Annotated in this window: 17 protein-coding genes; 14 read left to right on the forward strand and 3 right to left on the reverse strand. The window is 61.8% G+C overall.

Annotated elements, in window-relative coordinates:
* Positions 1 to 4: 4 nt before the first annotated feature.
* Positions 5 to 547, reverse strand: coding sequence for a GNAT family N-acetyltransferase (locus CFBP1590_RS15925; protein WP_029242879.1), 543 nt, complete (start codon positions 545 to 547; stop codon positions 5 to 7).
* 103 nt (positions 548 to 650) lie between these two features.
* On the opposite strand from CFBP1590_RS15925, the gene CFBP1590_RS15930 reads away from it, so the two are divergent.
* Both CFBP1590_RS15930 and CFBP1590_RS15935 read left to right on the forward strand, forming a co-directional pair.
* A complete protein-coding gene (locus tag CFBP1590_RS15930; RefSeq protein ID WP_088235493.1) occupies positions 651 to 1,541 on the forward strand; it encodes a LysR family transcriptional regulator in 891 nt (296 codons plus the stop codon).
* A 275-nt stretch (positions 1,542 to 1,816) separates the two neighbouring features.
* Complete coding sequence (locus CFBP1590_RS15935) at positions 1,817 to 3,400, forward strand: aldehyde dehydrogenase (NADP(+)) (RefSeq protein ID WP_058430545.1); 1,584 nt, start codon at positions 1,817 to 1,819, stop codon at positions 3,398 to 3,400.
* Positions 3,401 to 3,518: 118 nt separating this feature from the next.
* Here CFBP1590_RS15935 and CFBP1590_RS15940 read toward each other — a convergent pair whose 3' ends face one another.
* Together CFBP1590_RS15940 and CFBP1590_RS15945 are read right to left on the reverse strand one after the other, a co-directional pair.
* A complete protein-coding gene (locus CFBP1590_RS15940) occupies positions 3,519 to 4,100 on the reverse strand; it encodes a GNAT family N-acetyltransferase (protein WP_004885177.1) in 582 nt (193 codons plus the stop codon).
* Complete coding sequence (locus CFBP1590_RS15945) at positions 4,100 to 4,654, reverse strand: RNA polymerase sigma factor (RefSeq protein ID WP_029242882.1); 555 nt, start codon at positions 4,652 to 4,654, stop codon at positions 4,100 to 4,102. The genes CFBP1590_RS15940 and CFBP1590_RS15945 overlap by 1 nt, the downstream gene beginning before the upstream one ends.
* Positions 4,655 to 4,915: 261 nt before the next feature.
* Between CFBP1590_RS15945 and sctW the strand changes: the two genes are divergently transcribed.
* The 12 genes from sctW to CFBP1590_RS16005 all read left to right on the forward strand — a co-directional run bounded on the left by sctW (position 4,916) and on the right by CFBP1590_RS16005 (position 20,590).
* Positions 4,916 to 6,025, forward strand: coding sequence for a type III secretion system gatekeeper subunit SctW (gene sctW, locus CFBP1590_RS15950; protein WP_029242883.1), 1,110 nt, complete (start codon positions 4,916 to 4,918; stop codon positions 6,023 to 6,025).
* Complete coding sequence (gene sctV / locus CFBP1590_RS15955; protein ID WP_004885174.1) at positions 6,022 to 8,112, forward strand: type III secretion system export apparatus subunit SctV; 2,091 nt, start codon at positions 6,022 to 6,024, stop codon at positions 8,110 to 8,112. The genes sctW and sctV overlap by 4 nt, the downstream gene beginning before the upstream one ends.
* Positions 8,113 to 8,122: 10 nt before the next feature.
* On the forward strand, positions 8,123 to 9,052 hold the full coding sequence (locus CFBP1590_RS15960; protein ID WP_029242885.1) for an FHA domain-containing protein: 930 nt from the start codon (positions 8,123 to 8,125) through the stop codon (positions 9,050 to 9,052).
* Positions 9,052 to 10,407, forward strand: coding sequence for a FliI/YscN family ATPase (locus CFBP1590_RS15965; RefSeq protein ID WP_088235494.1), 1,356 nt, complete (start codon positions 9,052 to 9,054; stop codon positions 10,405 to 10,407). Before CFBP1590_RS15960 ends, CFBP1590_RS15965 begins: the two co-directional genes overlap by 1 nt.
* On the forward strand, positions 10,394 to 10,858 hold the full coding sequence (locus tag CFBP1590_RS15970) for a type III secretion protein (protein ID WP_088235495.1): 465 nt from the start codon (positions 10,394 to 10,396) through the stop codon (positions 10,856 to 10,858). The genes CFBP1590_RS15965 and CFBP1590_RS15970 overlap by 14 nt, the downstream gene beginning before the upstream one ends.
* Positions 10,855 to 11,415 carry a type III secretion system HrpP C-terminal domain-containing protein gene (locus CFBP1590_RS15975; protein WP_050575408.1) on the forward strand — a complete coding sequence of 187 codons (561 nt, stop codon included), beginning with the start codon at positions 10,855 to 10,857 and terminating at the stop codon, positions 11,413 to 11,415. The genes CFBP1590_RS15970 and CFBP1590_RS15975 overlap by 4 nt, the downstream gene beginning before the upstream one ends.
* Position 11,416: 1 nt before the next feature.
* Entirely contained in the window at positions 11,417 to 12,481 is a 1,065-nt protein-coding gene (gene sctQ, locus CFBP1590_RS15980; protein ID WP_088235496.1) for a type III secretion system cytoplasmic ring protein SctQ, read from the forward strand.
* Positions 12,478 to 13,131 carry a type III secretion system export apparatus subunit SctR gene (gene sctR, locus CFBP1590_RS15985; RefSeq protein ID WP_004885168.1) on the forward strand — a complete coding sequence of 218 codons (654 nt, stop codon included), beginning with the start codon at positions 12,478 to 12,480 and terminating at the stop codon, positions 13,129 to 13,131. The genes sctQ and sctR overlap by 4 nt, the downstream gene beginning before the upstream one ends.
* Positions 13,132 to 13,145: 14 nt before the next feature.
* Complete coding sequence (sctS, locus tag CFBP1590_RS15990; RefSeq protein ID WP_004885167.1) at positions 13,146 to 13,406, forward strand: type III secretion system export apparatus subunit SctS; 261 nt, start codon at positions 13,146 to 13,148, stop codon at positions 13,404 to 13,406.
* 1 nt (position 13,407) lies between these two features.
* Complete coding sequence (sctT, locus tag CFBP1590_RS15995; protein WP_004885166.1) at positions 13,408 to 14,205, forward strand: type III secretion system export apparatus subunit SctT; 798 nt, start codon at positions 13,408 to 13,410, stop codon at positions 14,203 to 14,205.
* Between the two features lie 25 nt (positions 14,206 to 14,230).
* The gene (sctU, locus tag CFBP1590_RS16000; protein WP_029242889.1) at positions 14,231 to 15,316 is read left to right on the forward strand and encodes a type III secretion system export apparatus subunit SctU; all 1,086 of its coding nucleotides are present in this window, start codon (positions 14,231 to 14,233) and stop codon (positions 15,314 to 15,316) included.
* 114 nt (positions 15,317 to 15,430) lie between these two features.
* Complete coding sequence (locus CFBP1590_RS16005) at positions 15,431 to 20,590, forward strand: AvrE-family type 3 secretion system effector (protein WP_088235497.1); 5,160 nt, start codon at positions 15,431 to 15,433, stop codon at positions 20,588 to 20,590.
* Positions 20,591 to 20,606 lie beyond the last annotated feature (16 nt).

Here is a 20,606-nt window from a genome sequence, read left to right on the forward strand (position 1 = left end):
TCAGTCAGACCGTGCGATCAACGGGGAGCGTCGAAGCGCCATCGCCCAGCGCACACTGCATCAGCACGGTGTCCACCCAGCGCCCATGCTTGAACCCCACCGACTCGAACACGCCGACGCGGCGGAATCCGAAGCTTTCGTGCAGGCCGATGGATGCGGCGTTTTCGCTGTTGCCGATCACCGCCACCATCTGCCGCCAGCCACCCTGTTCGCAGTGCCAGATCAGATCACCCAGCAGCGCCCGGCCGATGCCCATGCCGCCCATTCCATCGCGGACATAAACAGAGTCTTCCGCGGTAAAGCGATACGCCGGACGAGGCCGGTAAGGCGTGGCATAGCCATAACCGACCACTTCCCCGGCATGCTCGGCCACCCGGTACGGCAGGCCGTTCTCAAGGACCAGCGCGCGGCGACGCATCAGCTCCTCAACGCTGGGCGGTTCGAGTTCGAAGCTGGAGATGCCATGCAATACGTGGTCGGCATAAATCGCCTGAATGACGGGCATGTCGTCTTCGCGGGCGTCGCGCAATGTAAATATCAGGCTCATGGCATGCTCTTGGCGGATGTCTGAAAGTGGCCGTAATGATGCGTTCGTCTTAATCATTAAAAAAGCTATGATTAATCATCCACAGCATAAGAAATACTTTGTCATGCGCCGCCTCAACCTCAATCATCTGCACACCTTCTCACTGGTCATCGCTCATGGCAGCTTTTCCGCCGCCGCCGAGCGGCTTCACCTGACGCAGCCTGCAGTGAGCCTGCAAGTGCGGCAGTTGGAAGATCAGTTGAACCTGCGCCTGATCGAGCGGGTGGGCAAACGCTTGAAACCCACCTCGGCGGGCGAGACCCTGTTGCAGCACATTTCGCGCATTGATGCGGTGGTCGAGGACGCGCTGCTTGACCTGTCCAGCCACGCCGACGGCATCGCCGGACAAGTCGCCATCGGCACTGGCGCCACGGCCTGCATTCATTTGCTGCCGCCGTTGTTGCAGACCTTGCGTCGGCGCTTCGCACAACTGGATGTGCGGGTCAGCACCGGCAATACCGACGGCATTCTCAAGGCTGTGGAAGAAAACCGCCTGGACCTGGCGCTCGTCACGCTGCCCGCTTCGGGCCGCAGCCTTGATGTCACCCCGCTGCTCGATGACGAATTCGTGGCCATCTTCGCCAGCAGCTATCAGCCGCTACCGGGAGCAATGACGCCCGAGCATCTGAGTGAACTGCCGCTGGTGGTGTTCGAAGCCGGAAGCAGCACGCGCCTGCTGATCAATGAGTGGTACTTGCAGGCCGGAATTCGCGTCAAGCCGATGATGGAGCTGGGCAGCATCGAAGCGATCAAGGAAATGGTCGCGGCCGGACTGGGCTACAGCATCGTGCCACGCATGTCGGTGGCCGCGGTGCATCATCGGCGCGGTCTGCAGGTGCACGCGCTGACGCCGGGATTGAGCCGTACTCTGGGCATCGTGCTGCGTCAGGACAAGCCGGTCAGCAAGGCACTTCGTCAGGTGCTTGAAGCATTGCATGCCCTGAAAGGGTCATAAACACGGCTCATGATGACGGGAACAGGGTGCTCCTGCCTTATATATAGCCGCAGCCCTGCGGGCAGTTGTCGTAACGTCACAAACGCTGCCCGGCAGTTGCGTCGGCAGCGACTCAAGTTGTACGATGACTGCCGACTTTCCAGAGACTGGATGGCTGGCCTGCTCGACGAATGCCCGCCAACCCCGAACACCGTAAAGCAACTCGGCAACCCATAAGGAGTGCAAGGCCCCGTAACCGGCGCCCGCCTCCACCTTCAAAACAACAGGAGATACCGATGCCTAACATTCTCGGCCAGAACTTCATCGCTGGCGGCCGCAGCGCTCTGGGCCAAAGCCTGCAAAAAAGTCTGGATGCCACCACGGGCGAAGAACTGCCCTACAGCTTTCATCAAGCCACCGACAGCGAAATCGACGCTGCGGCCCTGGCTGCCAAAAACGCCTTCCCCGAATACCGTCAGCTGAGCCCGGCCCGCCGCGCCGAGTTCCTCGACGCGATTGCCGACGAGCTGGACAAGCTGGGTGACGATTTCGTCGCCATCGTCTGCCAGGAAACCGCCCTGCCGCAAATGCGCATCCAGGGTGAGCGCGGCCGTACCAGCGGCCAGATGCGCCTGTTCGCCAAAGTCCTGCGCCGTGGTGACTTCGTCGGTGCGCGCATCGACCAGGCCCTGCCGGACCGCAAGCCGCTGCCGCGCGTTGACCTGCGCCAGTACCGCATCGGCGTCGGTCCGGTTGCCGTGTTCGGTGCCAGCAACTTCCCGCTGGCCTTCTCCACCGCTGGCGGCGACACCGCTGCCGCACTGGCCGCCGGTTGCCCGGTGGTGTTCAAGGCCCACAGCGGTCACATGGCCACAGCTGATCTGGTTGCCAGCGCAATCATTCGTGCTGCTGAAGCCACCGGCATGCCGAAAGGCGTGTTCAACATGATCTTCGGCAACGGCGTGGGCGAAGGCCTGGTCAAGCACCCGGCCATCCAGGCTGTCGGCTTTACCGGCTCGCTGAACGGCGGCAACGCCCTGTGCAAAATGGCTGCCGAGCGTCCACAACCGATCCCGGTCTTCGCCGAGATGTCGAGCATCAATCCGGTCATCCTGCTGCCGGGCGCTCTGACTGCGCGTGGCGAAACCGTGGCCAAGGAACTTGCAGCTTCCGTGGTGATGGGTGCCGGCCAATTCTGCACCAACCCTGGCGTGGTCATTGGTCTGCGCTCCCCGGCCTTCTCGTCGTTCCTCGAGCAACTGACCGAGCAGATGGGCAGCCAGGCACCACAGACCATGCTCAACGCGGGCGGTCTGCGCAGCTACAGCAAGGGCGTCGAGCACCTGCTGTCGCACCCGGGCGTCACCCATTTGGCTGGCAAGCCGCAGGAAGGCAAACAGGCTCAGGCACAGCTGTTCAAGGCTGACGTCAGTCTGCTGCTCAATGGCGATCAACTGTTGCAGGAAGAAGTCTTCGGTCCGACCACACTGGTCATCGAAGTCGCTGACGATGCGCAGCTGAAAGACGCGTTGCAGGCCCTGCGCGGTCAACTGACGGCCACCCTGATCGGCGAACCTGCCGACCTGAGCCAATACAGCTGGCTGCAACCGCTGCTGGAGGAGAAAGTCGGCCGTATTCTGTACAACGGCTACCCGACTGGCGTTGAGGTGTGCGAAGCCATGGTTCACGGCGGCCCATACCCGGCCACTTCGGATGCACGCGGTACGTCGGTGGGCACGCTGGCCATCGACCGTTTCCTGCGTCCGGTCTGCTACCAGAACCTGGCTGACAACCTGTTGCCGCCTGCGCTGCAGAACGCCAACCCACTGGGTCTGCGTCGCCTGGTCAACGGCGAATGGAGTGATCAGCCGATCGCCTGATCGCTGACAGCTCACTGAAACAAAAAGCGGCGCGACCCGAAAGGGTGGCGCCGTTCTTTTTCATGCGGGGTCTGCACGCCGACCATCAGCGGTGCAGATCCTTGCGTCGCTCAGCGGATCAGACAGCCTCCGAAACGTGAACCTGTACCGGCACATTGTGCGATCCGGTCAGGGGCAGCCCGAACAGCAGCACGTCCGCACGCTGCTCGCCGAAACGGGCGATGTTCGGCAGGCGCGCCCACAGGTGCGCACCAATGGCCGTCACGATCTTCTGACTCGGCAGGTTGGCTGCCATGATCCACGCCACCAGATTCTCAAGCCCCACCTGTCGCCCCAGCAGCACGGTCGCTTTGCCCAGCACCACACCGATGCCACTGCCATAGTGATCGCCGCGCACGTAGATCGCGGTCTCGCCGGTCTGAAAACACGCCTGCGTCCCCCAACTGAACCGGTTGATCGACAGCCAGCCCAGCACTTCACCCCGCCGTTCATAGACATACACCGGCAGGCCATCGCGCTTGTAGAGATTGACGTAGAACTTCACCTCTTCGTACGTCATGGGCCGGGTTACGGGAGAATTGGCACCGCTGGCCGCGGTCTCGTTGAAGATACTCATCATTGCCGGCAGATCATCGTCGGTCGATTCACGAATGCCGCGTGGCAGGCGTTGCAGTGAGTGCCGGTCGACAAAACTGTTCATCAGTGAACCTCCTTGGAATACACGCTGGACTTGAGCTGTCCCCGGGCACGCGCCAGGCGCGAGCGAATGGTGCCGATCGGGACGGCCAGGTGCCTTGCTGCGTCCTGATAACTGACGTCGGCATCGACGACCAGGTCCAGTACCGCGCGCATGTCCACCGACAGCTCCTCGATGGCCGCCAGGGTTCGTCCCAATGTGCGTTGATGGTCGCTCAGCATGCTCGGGTCATGACCGTGCTCGAAACTCTCCATTTCGGTATCGGTCAATTCCATGCGCTGAGGCTGGTTGTAGAACGTCTTGAAGTGGTTCCTGACCAGGTTCGCTGCAATGCCGAACAGCCAGGTTTCAGGTCGTGAGGTGCCCATGAACTTGTGCTGGTTGCGCCAGGCTTCCAGATACGTCATCTGCATCAGGTCATCCACGTCGGCCTGATTGAACACGCGTTTGCCGATGAATCCCCTGAGTTTCTTCTCGCTTGTCCTCGCGAGCCCACCCAGATCCAGCGCAATTACTCCAATAACAGTTCCGTCTCGCTGAATGTCTTTCCCTTCCACGTTTATCTCCTGATACGCAGTTGTGATGCCACCAATGGCCACTAAGGGAGAGCAGCGAACGTACCAACCTTTTAGTATTTTTAAATTATTGATAAATAACGTTTTTATCTCGGCGAAAACCCCGTTTTGTGCCAGATATGGCATTCCCGACATAAATGCTGTGCCAGTTGTTGCACAACTTTTTACGGTTCCGCTGCGCAGGAACCAGTTGCCCGCAATCGCCACTCAGGACACACCTGTTCCGAGGCGATTGCGCTGCCCATGAAGATCAATTCCTATATCGACATCCGCCCCGAGCCTGACCTGATCCCGCGCCCGCCGGTGCCTGAAACCAAATCGCTGGTTCCGAAAAATCCTTTGCAGGACTCAATGGAAGAAGTGGCGATGAAATTCAGCGAAAGCGTGGAACGCCACAGCAAGGGGCTCGATGAGCGGCATGTGCGTGAAAGCACGAGTTCGCAGCGGGTCGAGCGGGTCGAAAAACTCGCCGAGCTCTACCGCCTGCTCGACAACGCCGACCAGCCCAGCCTGGAACAACAGGCCAGGCGTCTGCAGGGTCAGTTGCAGCAGCAGGGTTCGCTCAAGGATGTGCTTGCCCAGGCTGGCGGCGACCCGACGCGGGCCGACTTGCTGTTGCAACAGGTGGTGCGCATGTCCGCCACCGAAGGCAAGGAGGACACTCACGATCAGGCCATGGCGCTGATCGACGAACTGCGCCTGAGCCACGGCGACAAGATCCGTGCGGGCCTTAACACCGCCAGCGCCATCGCCCTGTTCAGCAGCGATCCCCAGCAACGCAGCGCCATGCGCCTGTTGTATTACAAGGCCATCGTCGGTCAGCAACCGCTGGCCAGCCTGCTGGAGTCGCTGCTGGAGCGCTTCAACGAGGATCAGTTCGCACGCGGCCTGCGCACCCTGCAAAGGGCGCTGGCCGATGACATCGCCGCCCTCGCCCCGTCGATACCCGGCGCCGCATTGCGGGCCATGCTGCGCGGGCTGGGCGCCAGCGGTCAGTTGAACAACCTGATCAAGACATGTCTGGCGCTGTTGCAGCGTCTGGCGCACAAGGCGCCCGACAGCAACATGACCCCGCTGGCCATGAGCAAGCGGGTGCTGCGTTTCTGCGGCAACGGTTTCTTCGCCCGCGACCTGACGCTGCTGGCCGAGGAAACCATCGGCCGCACGCCTACGCTGCAGCCGCTGTTCTTCAACGGCTTGTACCCATTGCTGCAAAACCTGCCGCTGACACTGTGGAAAGACCTCAAGACCCGGCAGAACGGGCTGCGTCTGCTGCAGGGCCTGATGGATGAAATGGCGCGCCACGAACGCAAGGCGCTGGGCATGGACGATGTCGGGAGAGTGTCAGGATGAACGGCATTATTCACCTGCTCAACCGCTTGGCACTGGCGGTGATGGGCCGCACTGAAATCGTCGGCGCAGTGATGGTCATGGCCATCGTCTTCATGATGATTCTGCCCCTGCCGACCTGGCTGGTGGACGTGCTGATCGCACTGAACATCTGCATTTCGTCGTTGCTGATCGTGCTGGCCATGTACCTGCCGCGTCCGCTGGCCTTCTCGACCTTTCCGGCAGTGCTGCTGCTGACCACGATGTTTCGTCTTTCGCTGTCGATCGCCACGACCCGTCTGATCCTGCTGCAACAGGACGCCGGACACATCGTCGAAGCCTTCGGCAGCTTCGTGGTGGGCGGCAACCTGGCGGTCGGTCTGGTGATCTTTCTGATTCTGACCATCGTCAACTTTCTGGTCATCACCAAGGGCTCGGAACGGGTGGCCGAGGTGGCTGCGCGCTTCACGCTGGACGCCATGCCGGGCAAACAGATGTCCATCGACAGCGACCTGCGGGCCAACCTGATTAACGTGCGCGAAGCCCGGCACCGACGTGAACAGTTGTCCAAGGAAAGCCAACTGTTCGGTGCCATGGACGGCGCGATGAAGTTCGTCAAGGGCGACGCCATTGCCGGTCTGGTCATCGTGTTCATCAACCTGATCGGTGGCTTCTCGATCGGCGTGCTGCAGAACGGCATGGAGGCCGGTGACGCGATGCACCTTTATTCGGTGCTGACCATCGGCGACGGTCTGATTGCACAGATTCCGGCCCTGCTGATCTCGCTGACAGCGGGCATGATCATTACCCGCGTAGCGCCCGACAGCCAGACGGCCGACGCCAACATCGGTCATGAAATTGCCGAGCAGCTCACCAGCCAGCCCAAGGCATGGGTCTTTTCATCCATCGGCATGATGGGGTTCGGGCTCATTCCGGGCATGCCGACGGTGGTTTTTGCCTGTATCGCCCTGCTGTGCCTGTTCAGCGGCCTGATCCAGCTCTGGCGCATCCGCCAGAAAGAGCTGCATCAGGACAGCATCGGCGCAGCCAGCAAAGGCGCGCCGGAACTGAACGGGCGCGAAGACATTCGCCGTTTCAATCCGTCACGGGCCTACCTGCTGCAATGCCATTCCAGCCATCAGGGCACGGCGGAGCTCGACAGGCTGATACAGGGCATTCGCCAGCGTCGCAACACGCTGGTGCACAACTTCGGCCTGACGCTGCCCTCGTTCGACATGGAGTTCGCCGATCATTTCGAGCCTGATGAATTCCGCTTCTGCGTCTACGAAGTGCCATTCATCCGCGCCACCTTCACCAACGCGCGCCTGGCGGTCGATCATCGGGAAATCGATGAGGACGCCGGTGAGCCGGGCCGTGTCGAACGCGATGAGACTCGCTGGGTCTGGGTGGACATCGATGATCCGCTGCTCAAGGAAGAAGAGCACGCTGGTGTGTCTTCGCTGGAGCTGATCCTGGAACGCATGAGCCGAGCCTTTCAGGCCACCGGACCGCAATTCATCGGCCTGCAGGAGAGCAAGGCCATCCTCAGCTGGCTGGAAAGCGAGCAGCCGGAACTGGCGCAGGAGCTGCAGCGCACCTTGCCGCTGGCGCGTTTTGCCGCCGTTCTGCAACGCCTGTCCGCCGAACTGGTGTCCTTGCGTTCGGTCAGGCCAATCGCTGAAACCCTGATCGAGCAGGGCCAGCACGAGCGCGACCTCAACGCGCTGACCGATCACGTGCGCATCGCCCTCAAGGCCCAGATCTGTCACCAGCACTGTGAAGAGAACACGCTGCATACCTGGCTGGTGACGCCGGAAACCGAAGTGCTGCTGCGCGACTCCCTGCGCCAGACCCAGAACGAATCCTATTTTGCCCTCGAACCGGAGCTGGGCAACGCGCTGGTTGAGCAACTGCGCGAAGCCTTTCCGCTGCAAGCCAGCCCCCGACCGGTCCTGCTGGTGGCGCAGGACCTGCGCAGCCCTTTGCGCAGCCTGCTGACCGACCAGTTCCACCATGTTCCCGTGCTGTCCTTCGCCGAGCTGATCCCCACGGTTCAGGTCCAGGTGCTGGGGCGGATCGACCTGCAAGAAACCTACGACCTGATGGCCTGACGGAGCACCCATGGAAACCGACAAACTTTACGAATTGCGGGTCCTGACCGGGCTGCATCGCGGCGCAGCGCTGCCCCTCAACGGCGAGCAGTGGAGCATTGGCTCGTCTGCCGGTGCAGACCTTGCACTCTATGATCCGGGCATCAAGAACCGGCACTGCACGCTGCGACTGGTCGATGAAACGTGGTCGCTGGCCAGCAGTGAAGGGCCGGTAACCGACAGCGAAGGCCACAAGGTCGAGGCCATCAGTCAACTGGAGCCCGGCACGCCGTTCGCCGTCAACGGCGTGTGGCTGTCGGTGATCAGCGCCAACACCGAATGGCCCGCCGAGGACGATGAAGACACGCCTCAGGCAACGGAAGACGCTGAACCGCAGCCCGCGATGCTCAGCGCCGAGCGCGACGCACAACCGCTCAAACCTCCCCGTTCGCTGCTGGGACCCATGCTGCTGGTCGCGTCATTGCTGGTATTCGTGGGCGCCCTGATGTGGCTACTCAAGCGCGAAGAACCGGCGCCGCCCGCACCGCAGAAACCGTCCCGGGTCGTGCTCAAGGACACCACTGAGGTCAGAAACGTACTGCTCAAGATGCTCACCGAGCGAGAGCTGCAGAAGCGGGTCACGATTGCGGAAGAACAGGGCAAACTTTTTCTGCACGGCGACTTTGACGAGGACGATCTGCTGCAGTCCACCTCGCGCATGCTGCTGCGTTTCGAACGTCAGTACAGCAGCCCGATCCAGGTGCTGAATGCGCTGCCCACGGCGACCGCCGAGCTGCCGTTCACCATCATCCAGATCAGCAATACACGGCTGGCAAGCATCCTCACCAGCGACGGTCGTCGGCTGTTTCTGGGCGACGAAGTCGATGGCATGCGCTTCGTGGACATCAACGAGCACAAGCTGGTGTTCGAAGGCGAACGTCGTGTCGAGGTGAGCTGGTGATGGACGCAGCGCTGGCACGTCTCGAGTCATGGCGACAGGCCCAGAGCGAGCGTCTGTCGCACTGCGCGCCGGTGCTGATCCGCGGCCGGATCGCTGGCGTCAACGGCATTCTGCTCAACAGCTACATGCCCAGGGCGAGGATCGGCGATCTGTGTGAAATCAGCCGTGCCGATGGCAGCGAGGTGATGGCTGAAATCGTCGGTTTCGACCGGCAGCACACCTTGCTGGCTGCGCTGGGACCGCTGGACGGCATCGCCATCGGCGCACCGGTCAGGCCGCTGTTTCAGCCGCATAGCCTGGTGGTCGGTGAGTTTCTTCTGGGCGCGGTGCTCGATGGCTTCGGCCGCTCGCTCAGTGGCGACGGCCCTTCGGCCTTCGCCCTGTCGGGTGCCGTGGGTGCACAACCGGTGATCCGCGATGCCCCGCCCGCCACCGAACGGCCCAGAATCGATACACCGCTGTCCACCGGGCTGCGCTCCATTGACGGCTTGCTGACACTGGGCGAAGGACAACGTGTTGGCATCTTTGCCGGTGCCGGATGCGGCAAGACCACCCTGCTGGCCGAGATGGCGCGTAACACGCCGTGCGAGGCCATCGTGTTCGGCCTGATCGGTGAACGGGGTCGTGAGCTGCGCGAATTCCTCGACCATGAGCTGGACGAAGAGCTACGCCAGCGCACCGTGCTGGTGTGCTCCACCTCGGACCGCAGCAGCATGGAACGCGCCCGCGCAGCGTTCACCGCCACCGCGATTGCCGAAGGTTTTCGCCAGCAGGGCAAATCCACCCTGCTGATCATCGACTCCCTGACCCGCTTCGCCCGGGCACAACGCGAGATCGGTCTGGCCAGTGGCGAACCGGCCGGACGCGGCGGCCTGCCGCCCTCGGTCTACAGCCTGCTGCCACGCCTGGTGGAACGCGCCGGCCGTACCCACGATGCGGCGATCACGGCGCTGTATTCGGTCCTGATCGAACAGGACTCGATGAACGACCCCATCGCCGACGAGGTGCGCTCGCTGCTCGACGGCCACATCGTGCTCTCGCGCAAGCTGGCCGAGCGTGGCCACTACCCGGCGGTGGACATTCTCACCAGTCTCAGCCGGACCATGAGCAATGTGGTGGGAACCGAACAGGTCCACGGTGCCACACAGGTACGCAGACTGATGGCGGCTTATCAGCAGGTAGAAATGCTGATCAAGCTGGGCGAGTACCAGCCGGGTAACGACCCGCTGACCGATTTTGCCGTGCAGTCCCGTGACCGGATCATGGGCTTTCTTCAGCAGTCGCTGCGTGACCCGGTGTCGCTCGATGAAACCCTGGACCACCTCATACAGGTAACTGCCGATGTCCCACGATGAACATGATTCGCAGGATTCAGCCAACGACGCGCAACTCAATGGCCTTGGCGAAACGCTGGACGTCCTGGCGCCGATTCGCCGCCACAGGCTGACCCTGGCCGAACAGGCCTGGCGACGCCAGAGTCAGGTGCTCGCGGCCCTGCATGCCCGCCTGCTGAGCATGACTAACGAGCTTGAGGCGCTGCGTGAGGCGCACCGCCACTCTCGCATCGAACAGCGCGAACGGCATGCGCACCGCGCACTGCCACTCAGCGAAATGAACGACTGGCTGGCCGCCGAGCGTCAGGCGATCCGGCAGATCGAACGCAGTGAAAAGCAACTGAGCGACCTGCAGCATGAGCATCAGCAGCAAAAGCTCTGGGCCGAAGACAGCCAGCGCGAATTGCGCAAACGTCAGCGCGATGTGGAGAAGCTGGACTTCCTCGTCGATCTGGCGCGGGAGGCGTCATGACCGCAAAGCCTGCCCTTCACAAACCGGTGCCGCCGCGCCCACCAGAGCCCAAGCCTCGCCCGACCGGCAGCTCCGGCAACGAGACAGCCCAGCCAACGACCCGCTTCGAACGTCGCGAGCATGAACCCAGCGAAACCCGTCACGAAGGTGAATTGTTCGAAGCCATGATGAGCGCGCCGAACGATATCGGTTTCTGGGGCGGTGCCGAGCTGCCACAGACGCTGCCCGATCCCTGGCGCGACGGTGAGCGACAGGGCGGACATGCAGGGACACCGCCCTCCCCGGTAACACCCTTGTGGGACCCGCTGATCGAACCGATCGAAGAGCACCTCAACGCCGACGACCAGATGCCCATGGAAGCGACCTTTGAACTGCCCGAACTGGGCAAGGTGATCGTGCAGGTGGTGCCGCGTGCCGACGGGCTGGACATCGCACTGCGCTTTGCCAGAGACGTTGCCTTGCAGCGTTGCCAGGAATATCGCGAGGCTAGCCGTGAGTGGCTCAGCCAGCGACTCGGCCGCCGCATACGCCTCACCCTCGGACAGGCAGACCAGTGACATGAATGCACATGCACTTGATTTACGCGCCATCAGCAACGCCGAGGCCAGCGCCCGGCAAAGGATCGGCAGCGGCCTGAGCCTGCCGTTCGAACTGGATCAGCAGCAAGGCTGGCTGGACCTGCGCCTGAGCGCGTCACCGAACCCGGCACGCCATGAAAGCCAGCTGGACAGCGCGGCCGGGGCCTTGCGACTGACCGAGGCTGAAGCTCTGCTGGGACTGTTGTCCAGTTGCCCGGCCCTGATGCCGCACGCGGATTCGGCCAACGATGAACATCACTGGTACTGGCAGTTGTACAACCACTACCTGAGCCCGGAACTGCAGGACCTGTTTGGCGACCTGCAGCCCCTCGATGCACCACCGACGACGGGGCTGGACTGCCTGCTGCAGGCAAGGATCAACGGCCTGCGGGTCAGCGCACGCCTGTCTGCGCAGCCCGAGACGTTGCTCGACCTGCTCGACCGGGGCCAATGGCAGGCCGAATCTGCCGCCATGCCGTGGCAATGGCCGATCAGCGTACCGCTGCTGCTGGGTCATCTGAACCTGAGCCCTTCGCAACTGGCCAGTCTGCGCCCGGGCGATGTGCTGTTGCCTGATCACTCGCTGTTCACACCGGACGGCCAGGGCACCCTGCAACTGGGCGGGTGCCGCTTGAGTCTGGCCCAGACCAGCGCCGACGCGCTGTGCTTCACCCTCACCGAACTGGAGCAAATCCCCATGAACGCCACGATCGACCACTTCTCTGCCGCCGACGATCATCCGCTGCACCTGGATGATATCGACGAGCACGAGCACCACCCGGAAGCAGACAGCACCGACGCCAACGAAGACGGCCTGCAGCGTTTCAATGACCTGAGCATGGCGCTGACAGTGCGGGCCGGCAACCTCTCCCTGAGTCTGGGGCAATTGCGCTCGCTGGCTGTGGGTTCTGTGCTGACCTTCAACGGCTGCACGCCCGGCCACGCCATGCTGCACCATGGCGAACGGGTTCTGGCGCACGGCGAACTGGTCGACGTCGAAGGCCGCCTGGGTCTGCAGATCACCCGCATGGAAGCGCTGCGGTGAACCTGCAGGATGCCAATCCACTGACGCTGGCGCTGTTTCTCGGCGCCCTGTCACTGGCGCCCCTGCTGATGATCATCTGCACCGCGTTCCTGAAAATCGCCATGGTGCTGCTGATCACGCGCAACGCCATCGGCGTCCAGCAGGCGCCGCCCAACATGGCCCTGTACGGCATCGCTCTGGCCGCCACGCTGTTCATCATGGCGCCGGTGTTCAGTGAAATGGGTGACCGGGTCAAAAAGCTGCCCGAGCACCTGGACACGTTCGCGGCCATGGAAAGCGCCGGCAAGCATGTGGTGGAGCCCTTGCGCACCTTCATGACGCGCAATCTGGACCCTGACATCCAGACCCACCTGCTGGAAAACACCCAGCGCATGTGGCCCAAGGAAATGGCCGACAAGGCCAGCCGCGACGACCTGCTGCTCGTGGTCCCGGCCTTTGTGCTGTCCGAGCTGCAGGCCGGTTTCCAGATCGGCTTTCTGATCTACATCCCGTTCATCGTCATCGACCTGATTGTCTCGAACATTCTGCTGGCGCTGGGCATGCAGATGGTTGCCCCCATGACCATTTCGCTGCCGTTGAAAATTCTGCTGTTCGTGCTGGTGGATGGCTGGACGCGCCTGCTCGACGGACTCTTCTACAGCTACATGTGATCGCGCGAGGCACTATGGAAACCCTGACGCTGTTCAAGCAGGCGATGATGCTGGTCGTGGTGCTGTCTGCGCCGCCGCTGATCGTGGCCGTCGTGGTCGGCGTCATCACCTCGCTGCTCCAGGCGGTGATGCAGTTGCAGGATCAGACCCTGCCGTTCGCCATCAAGCTGGTCGCCGTCGGGCTGGCGCTGGCGCTGACCGGGCGCTGGATCGGCATCGAGTTGATGCAACTGGCCTATCTGTCATTCAGCATGATCAGCCAGACGAGGGCCTGACATGTTCGAGCCCGCGTTCAAGGAACTCAGTGAAACGATCATTGCACTGACCATCGGCATGGCGCGTCTGTACCCCTGTCTGTTTCTGATTCCGGCGTTTGCGTTCACCGAGCTCAAAGGCATGCTGCGCCACGCCATCGTGCTGGCACTGGCGCTGATTCCGATGCCTGCCATTCGCATGGGACTGACCGGGCATGAGCTCGACTGGCTGGATCTCTGCGCCCTGCTGCTCAAGGAAAGCGTAATCGGCCTGCTGCTGGGCCTGTTGCTGGCCATGCCGTTCTGGCTGTTCGAATCGATCGGCTGCCTGTTCGACAACCAGCGCGGCGCGCTGGTCGGCGGGCAGATCAACCCGGCATTGGGCGACAACACGTCGGAGCTGGGCCACATGCTCAAGCAGGTGCTGATCCTGCTGATGATCCTCGGCGGTGGCTATGCCAGCCTGACGCAGATCATGTGGGACAGCTACCTCGTATGGCCTGCCACGCAATGGGTGCCGGTGACCGGAGCAGCCGGTTTCGAGGTGTACCTCAAGCTGGTGGCCAGTACCTTCCGCTTCATGGTGCTGTATGCCGCGCCGCTGGTGGGTCTGCTGCTGATGATCGAATTCGGCATGGCGATTCTCAGCCTGTACAGCCCGCAGCTTCAGGTGTCGACCCTGGCAATGCCTGCCAAGAGCCTGGCCGGTCTGTTTTTTCTGGTGCTGTACATGCCCATGCTGACGCTGCTCGGCGAAGGCCGCCTGGCCGATCTGAGCGACTTGCGGCATCTGCTGCCGCTGATGCTGCACACCCCCTGAAGCCCTGCCTGCCGGACCTTGAGCCATGAGCGAAAAAACCGAAGAACCCACCCAGAAAAAGCTCGACGACGCGCGCAAGAAGGGTCAGGTCGGACAAAGCCAGGATGTACCCAAGCTGTTCATTTTCGCGGCGCTGATGGAGATGATTCTGGGGCTGGTGGATGGCGGCATGTCGCGCCTCAAGGCGTTGATCGCCCTGCCCCTGACCGAGCTGGACCGGCCGTTCAATGCGGCGCTTGGCGAAGTGCTGACCAAGGCGGGCTGGGAGCTGTTGCTGTTCATGCTGCCGGTGCTGGGGATTGCCGCCGCCATGCGACTGGCGGGTGGCTGGGTGCAGTTCGGCCCCCTGTTTGCAACCGACTCGCTGAAGCTGGATTTCGAGCGCCTGAACCCGATCAACCAGTTCAAGCAGATGTTCTCCTCCAGGCAGCTGTTCAACCTGTTCAACAGCCTGTGCAAGGCCGTGATGATCACCTGCGTGCTCTACGTGCTGCTGCCTCCGGCGCTGGGCGATCTGATCGGTCTTGCCCGCACCGACCTGGACAGTTACTGGATGGCGCTGGTCGAGCTGTTCACTCACCTGTCGCGGACCTGCCTGGGGTTGCTGCTGGTGCTGGCAGGATTGGACTTCGCGCTGCAGAAGTACTTCTTCGTCAAGGGCCAGCGAATGAGCCACGAGGACATCCGCAAGGAATACAAGGAGTCCGAAGGCGACCCGCACATGAAATCCCATCGCAAGGCGCTGGCTCGTGAAATCACTGACCAGCCCGGCAGCGCAGCACCCGCAAGGGCACCGGTGGAGGACGCCGACATGTTGCTGGTCAACCCGACGCACTTTGCCGTAGCCCTGTTCTACCGTCCGGAACAGACGCCGCTGCCACGCATCATCTGCAAGGGCCGAGATGCCGAAGCCCGCGAACTGATCGAGCGCGCCCGCGAGGCCGGTGTGCCGGTGGTGCGTTTTGTCTGGCTGGCGCGAACGCTGTACCGCGAGAACGTCGGCCAGTTCATCCCGCGCGCCACTCTGCAGGCAGTGGCCCAGGTGTATCGCCTGCTGCGGGAAATGGACGAGCAGCTCAAGGGTGATGTGATCGAAATGCCGCATTACTGAGGACGCGGAACCAGTTCGGCGCGCACTCCACTCAGGGCAAAGGAATCCTTCCTTTTACAGTCCGGACATCCATCGCGAGGTTGTCCTGGCCAGCCATGACATTGGAGAACCTCAATGCTTCCAATCAATAACGCGCCCGTGACCGGACAGGTCCATGGCGCAACCTCCCAGGGTCACAATCCACGCGGGCTGGAGCAGCGACCCGAGCCGCCGACCCAGCGCGCCTCGGTGTCGGTCGTTCAGTTGGGCAAGCAGCCCGTACAGGTCCCGGTGACGCAGCAGCCCGATATTCCCCCGCGCACCTTCGGCCCGACACCGGGCGCGTTGACGCCGACTGCGGCGCCAGAGCAGACCGCACCGCAACTGGACGCCGACGATATCGCTCATATCAGCTCGGCTCGACGCCCGCCAGTCACGCGTTCGTCCTCCACAGGCAGCGAGCGTCCGACAACGGCGCTGCAACGGGAACTGTCGTTCAAGGACTGGCTGCCCAGCCAGGAAAGCTCACCGGCACGCTCCGACCATCAACCTGGTCCGTCTCGATCGGGCGGCAACACACCGGCACAGAGCCATGCTTCGGGCAGCACGCAAGACGCGTCGCCAAGACCTCAGTTGACCCGCAGTGCCGCAGGCAATGCTGGAACCTTCCGTATGGAGAACGGCAACCTGGAGCGCAACACACCCTCCATCAACATCATTTCCCTGGACGCCAAAGGTCGACCGGATTTCGATCACTTCATTCCATCCGCACTGGGTAACCTGCTCAAGGACCGGCTGGGCCAACCGGGCAAGAGCTATCTGGCCACAAACTCGGCGAGTGACCGCGATCAAGTGCTGCTCGAGCCAAAAGGTCATCTGGTACAGATAGCCCAGACCGACGCTGCTCTGGCCTTGCTTCGCAGCAGCAAACCGCTGAGTGTTCCGCCTGGCAGCAAACCCGACAGCCTGAAACTGCAACGCGAAGACAACTCGGCAAGCATCGCCGGCCACGACAGTGGCGCCCAGTCATTGCCGGACAGCGCCCACATCGCTCATTTGAGCGGTGCCCATCTGGACAGCAGCGGAAAGCATCTGCGGCTGCAGGACGAGAAGCTCTACGAACTGCATCCGGCAACCGCGACCTGGTCTCCCAGCGAAGACAGCAAGGAGACCACGTTCAGCCACCTTGCGACCCAGGGCGATGGCAAGGTTTACGGCCGGACGGGCGATACGCTGGTCAACCTCTCCAGTAGCGAAAAAAACAAGCCGGAGATGAAACTTGAAGGCCTGACGGCGCATTCGGTCTCTCCGGATGGCACCGTGGCGATGCTCGCCGGTAAAGACACCCAGACCTTGCAGTTGGGCGAAATGGGCAAGGTGCCAGACATGCACCTGACGCTCGAACTCAACGATGGCAAATCCGAAGCCAAACATGTCGGCCTGACCCGTGACCGCCTGTTCGTGGCCGACGCCGAAGGCCAGCTCTACAGCGCCGCGCGAAAGGACCTGAAAAGCGAAGACGGCATACTGCACCTGCAACCCGAGAAAAATTTTCAGCCTGAAGACTCGACTCTGGGCAAGCGCCAGCAGGTCACAGGCTTCCTGAGCGGTGAAAACGGTCAGTTGCACGCGCTGATCAAAAACGATGTCGGCGACATCCACAGCCACACCCTCGACGAGGCGAATTCCAGCCTGCGCAACGGCTGGAACCTGACCGATGTGGTGGTCGTCGAGAACAGGCGCGGCCTGCCGGAGGGTAAGGTGCCGACCCCGGAAAACACGTTCGATCTGGACCGCAACGGTCGGGTGGGCATCGTAGACAACCGTGTACAGAAATGGGATGCAACCACGGAAGGCTGGAAGGACACCGGCGTCAAGGACATCGACCGGTTGCAGCGCGGCAACAACAGCAGCGCTTACGTGCTCAAGGACGGCAAGATCTCCGAACTGAAGGTCAGCCCCGAATACACCAAGACCTCGTTGAGCGGCACCCACAACCTCAACCAGCCGACCCGCTCGACCAAAGTTGAAATGGGCGATGCCATCGAAGGCCTCGATGACCGCGTCATCAAGGCGTTTGCCATGCTCAACGACAAGCAGTTTGCCGCCGTCGATGATCAGGGCCGCCTGACGGCCCATCACAAGACCGGCGAGCCTACCGAGCTGACCCGCAAGGACCTGTCCGGCGAAGTCGCCTCGCTGACCCTGGACGAGAACCACAACCTGCACGCCACGACCACCACGGGCGAGTTGTACTTCATGTCCAAGGACGACTGGCAGGCACCGGAATCGGACCCCAAGCCTGACGCGAAATGGCAGAAAATCGACACGCCCGGCAATCGTCCGGTCGACAGTATCCGCAAGGAGGGCAACAACACCGTCAGTGTGAAACTCAAGGATGGGGCGCCTGACGAGGGCTCCTTCGTCCTCAAGGACAAGCAGTTCCAGCCGATGGAGCCGCGCAAGGAGCCGGAAAACGGGTTGAACAATCTGTTCGGGCGACTGGATGATGGCTCGAAAAACGTCAAGATTTTCGGCACAGGCAACACGTTGAAAATCAGCAGCACCCTGGCGGGTCGCAGTGACACCTCGCTCAGTCACAAGTCGAGCGTAAAGGAGTTCATTCCGGCTCACATCGTGAAACCCGACCTGAATATTCCTCGGCCGATCATGAACGGGTTCTACCACATCCAGCATCGGATCAAGGGCCGCGAAGGGCTGCAGGAGGTGTATCAGGCAGAGGCACCCGTGTTCAAGGAACTGACCGAGATCAAGAACTCCTCCAGCCCCGCACCTCAGCCTGGTAACACCTTGAAGGAGCGTATATCCCGCCTGGATCTGGGCCCGGAAGGCAAACAGCTGGTCGAGGATCTGGAAACGCTGCGCGATGACCTGGAGAACCACAGCCACGGTGTGGTGCAGCAATTGGGACAGAAGACGGGCGTGCTCAACCTGCACGGCGAATTCATCAAACCCGAGCGCAAACCGACGCAAGCCCAGATCGCAAAAGCGGAACACGCCAAGCCGATCAAGAATGATCTGGCTGCCGATGTACAGGGCGCGTTGAGCAAGGTTGCCCCCTCCTCCGAAAACCCGGCCGGTGCTCTGCTCAAACGACTCAATGACAACGGCATGAAGCTCAAGCACTTGGACGGTGATACGTCTCCCGATCACCGGCGCAGTCAGAGTGACAAGCTCGCCTTGAGCAAGGCGCGTCTGGCGCTGGACGTCGTGACACTGGACAAGGTAGGCAAGCTGCTCGACAAGGCCGAGACGCGCAGCCCTGAAGTGGATAACGCCACCCATGTGAAAACGCTCAAGACCGAGCTGAACGCACTCAACAAGCAGTACAACGACAACCCCGTCAAGGTCGTGACCGAAATGGGCTTCAGCGGACATAAGCAACTGGAAGACGGCTACGACAGCATCAAGTCGTTTCTCAACGGCTTCAAGGACCCGACTCACGCCACCAGTGTGAACATGCGCGCGGCGATGGGTGCGACCAGCCAGGCGGATCTGGCCGACAAGATGAAAAGCGCGCTCAAACACCTTGAGCACCCTGACGATGAAATCGCCATGTCACGCAGCTATGGTGTCACTGCGACCACCCCGTTCTTCAGCCTTGCCAACCTGGGTGCAGGACCCTGGCCCAGCGCGTCGGTCGGCGTAGCACGCAACTACGCGTTCAATGCCGAGCGCGGTGACAAGGGTGTGACGGTCTACATGTTCCACGAAGGCGGTGTCAGCGGCAGCGCGGGCGTGGGCGGCGGTCAGAGACTGGTGCCCAACTTCGGTGAGTACAACATCAATGATCAACGGGGTTTTATGGCCCTTCGACTCGGCGGCGACGGCACCTTACAGGGAACCGGTATGTCGCGCAGTGGCACAGCCTTCACCGTGCCTGACGAAAAAATCGACCAGTTTGTCGACGATCTGTTTGGCGGCAAGGTTACCGCGCTGGACGTGCTCAAGAACGGCACTGCCCACGAAGCGCACTCGATGAAGCGCTTCAATGGCGATGTGACCGGGGGCGTAGGTGTCGAGCTTCGCGTCGAGCTGGGACTGAGCGATCCCAATGAAAAAGAATGGACCGCAGGCGCCCGGGCAGGCATCGGCGCCAACATAAACCTGAACCTGGCCACATTTACCAAGTACTCGGCGACCCAGGAAAACGACAAGGGGCTGCTGGACGAAAAATCCAACAATCGGGTCCGTTTTGCCAACACCGCCGGCGCCACCGCCTATGCACGCGCCCAGATCAACCTAGGCCACACCGACCAGACCGCTGCCGCTCAGCCGGCAACGACGACACAGCCTTCAGCAGCAGCCCCGACGCCTGCTGCAGTGGCACAACCGGGCGCACAGGCCTCTGCATTCGGCCCTAATGCGACGATCACTGCGTCAATCGATTCAAAGACCACCAAACGCACCAAGTTCCAGACCAAGGAAGGGGTGGCCATGACGACCGCCGAGCTGACGAAGCTGAGCAAGCAGCTGGACGGTGCCTTCAAGGACAAGCCTGCACAGAAAGAGCTGACGCGACTGGCCGATGCCAAACAATCCGAATACGCGAACAAGACGCCGAAAGAGAAAATCCAGGCGCACCTGGATGGCCTCAATAAGCTCTTCGAGGACCGTTCTCCGAATAACAGTGCGCAAAAAGCTGCGCTACTGAGCCTGAGCCGCGCAACAACCAAACACGATGCAGCCGTCGATAAACATTCGGTGCTCGACAACGCCCGTCATGAAAGCAACTACACCAACCTCTCGCGTCTGGATGAGCAAAGTGTCGCCTCGAAAATCATGAGCATGCTCGGCAGTCTGCACTCGCCGAGCAACGCCGAGAACATTGCCAAACTGATCGCCGAGGAGCCCAACCTGAAGTCGCTGATCGGCCAGATGAAAGCCAGCCCGGGCACGATGGCACGGGTTCGCCTGGAGCCTAAGGACGAGATGATGCAAAAAATCGACAAGGGTACCCGCGAGGGCCGCATCACCCAGAGTGACATCATCGGCATGCTCAATGACCGCGACAACCTGCGGATCAAGGCCATCACGGTGTTCAAGCTGGCGGGCCAGTCCGACGGTTTCACGACCCCGACGCCTCTGCTGAGCGCCAGCAGCTCGGCGGCAGTCAACGTCAACAAGACGCTGGCCAAGATCAACTTCAACTACGGGGAAGATCAGAACAGGCCGAGCAGCTTCAGCGTCGACGGTGAGATGTCTCGCCCGACCAAAGAGGTTATCGCCACGGCGCAAGCCTTGAAAAAGGACGGGATGGAATTCAGGGCCTGACGCGCCTGCGTTTTGT

It is taken from the genome of Pseudomonas viridiflava, assembly GCF_900184295.1.
GTDB lineage: Bacteria > Pseudomonadota > Gammaproteobacteria > Pseudomonadales > Pseudomonadaceae > Aquipseudomonas > Aquipseudomonas viridiflava.

What these genes read in the sequence shown, in the direction of transcription:
- sctW (WP_029242883.1), top strand. Translation starts at nt 4,916, where the DNA reads ATGAAGATCAATTCCTATATCGACATCCGCCCCGAGCCTGACCTGATC.
- sctT (WP_004885166.1), top strand. Translation starts at nt 13,408, where the DNA reads ATGTTCGAGCCCGCGTTCAAGGAACTCAGTGAAACGATCATTGCACTG.
- CFBP1590_RS15960 (WP_029242885.1), top strand. Translation starts at nt 8,123, where the DNA reads ATGGAAACCGACAAACTTTACGAATTGCGGGTCCTGACCGGGCTGCAT.
- sctU (WP_029242889.1), top strand. Translation starts at nt 14,231, where the DNA reads ATGAGCGAAAAAACCGAAGAACCCACCCAGAAAAAGCTCGACGACGCG.
- sctQ (WP_088235496.1), top strand. Translation starts at nt 11,417, where the DNA reads ATGAATGCACATGCACTTGATTTACGCGCCATCAGCAACGCCGAGGCC.
- CFBP1590_RS15925 (WP_029242879.1), bottom strand. Translation starts at nt 547, where the DNA reads ATGAGCCTGATATTTACATTGCGCGACGCCCGCGAAGACGACATGCCC.
- sctS (WP_004885167.1), top strand. Translation starts at nt 13,146, where the DNA reads ATGGAAACCCTGACGCTGTTCAAGCAGGCGATGATGCTGGTCGTGGTG.
- CFBP1590_RS15975 (WP_050575408.1), top strand. Translation starts at nt 10,855, where the DNA reads ATGACCGCAAAGCCTGCCCTTCACAAACCGGTGCCGCCGCGCCCACCA.
- CFBP1590_RS15965 (WP_088235494.1), top strand. Translation starts at nt 9,052, where the DNA reads ATGGACGCAGCGCTGGCACGTCTCGAGTCATGGCGACAGGCCCAGAGC.
- CFBP1590_RS16005 (WP_088235497.1), top strand. Translation starts at nt 15,431, where the DNA reads ATGCTTCCAATCAATAACGCGCCCGTGACCGGACAGGTCCATGGCGCA.
- CFBP1590_RS15940 (WP_004885177.1), bottom strand. Translation starts at nt 4,100, where the DNA reads ATGAACAGTTTTGTCGACCGGCACTCACTGCAACGCCTGCCACGCGGC.
- CFBP1590_RS15930 (WP_088235493.1), top strand. Translation starts at nt 651, where the DNA reads ATGCGCCGCCTCAACCTCAATCATCTGCACACCTTCTCACTGGTCATC.
- CFBP1590_RS15970 (WP_088235495.1), top strand. Translation starts at nt 10,394, where the DNA reads ATGTCCCACGATGAACATGATTCGCAGGATTCAGCCAACGACGCGCAA.
- sctV (WP_004885174.1), top strand. Translation starts at nt 6,022, where the DNA reads ATGAACGGCATTATTCACCTGCTCAACCGCTTGGCACTGGCGGTGATG.
- CFBP1590_RS15935 (WP_058430545.1), top strand. Translation starts at nt 1,817, where the DNA reads ATGCCTAACATTCTCGGCCAGAACTTCATCGCTGGCGGCCGCAGCGCT.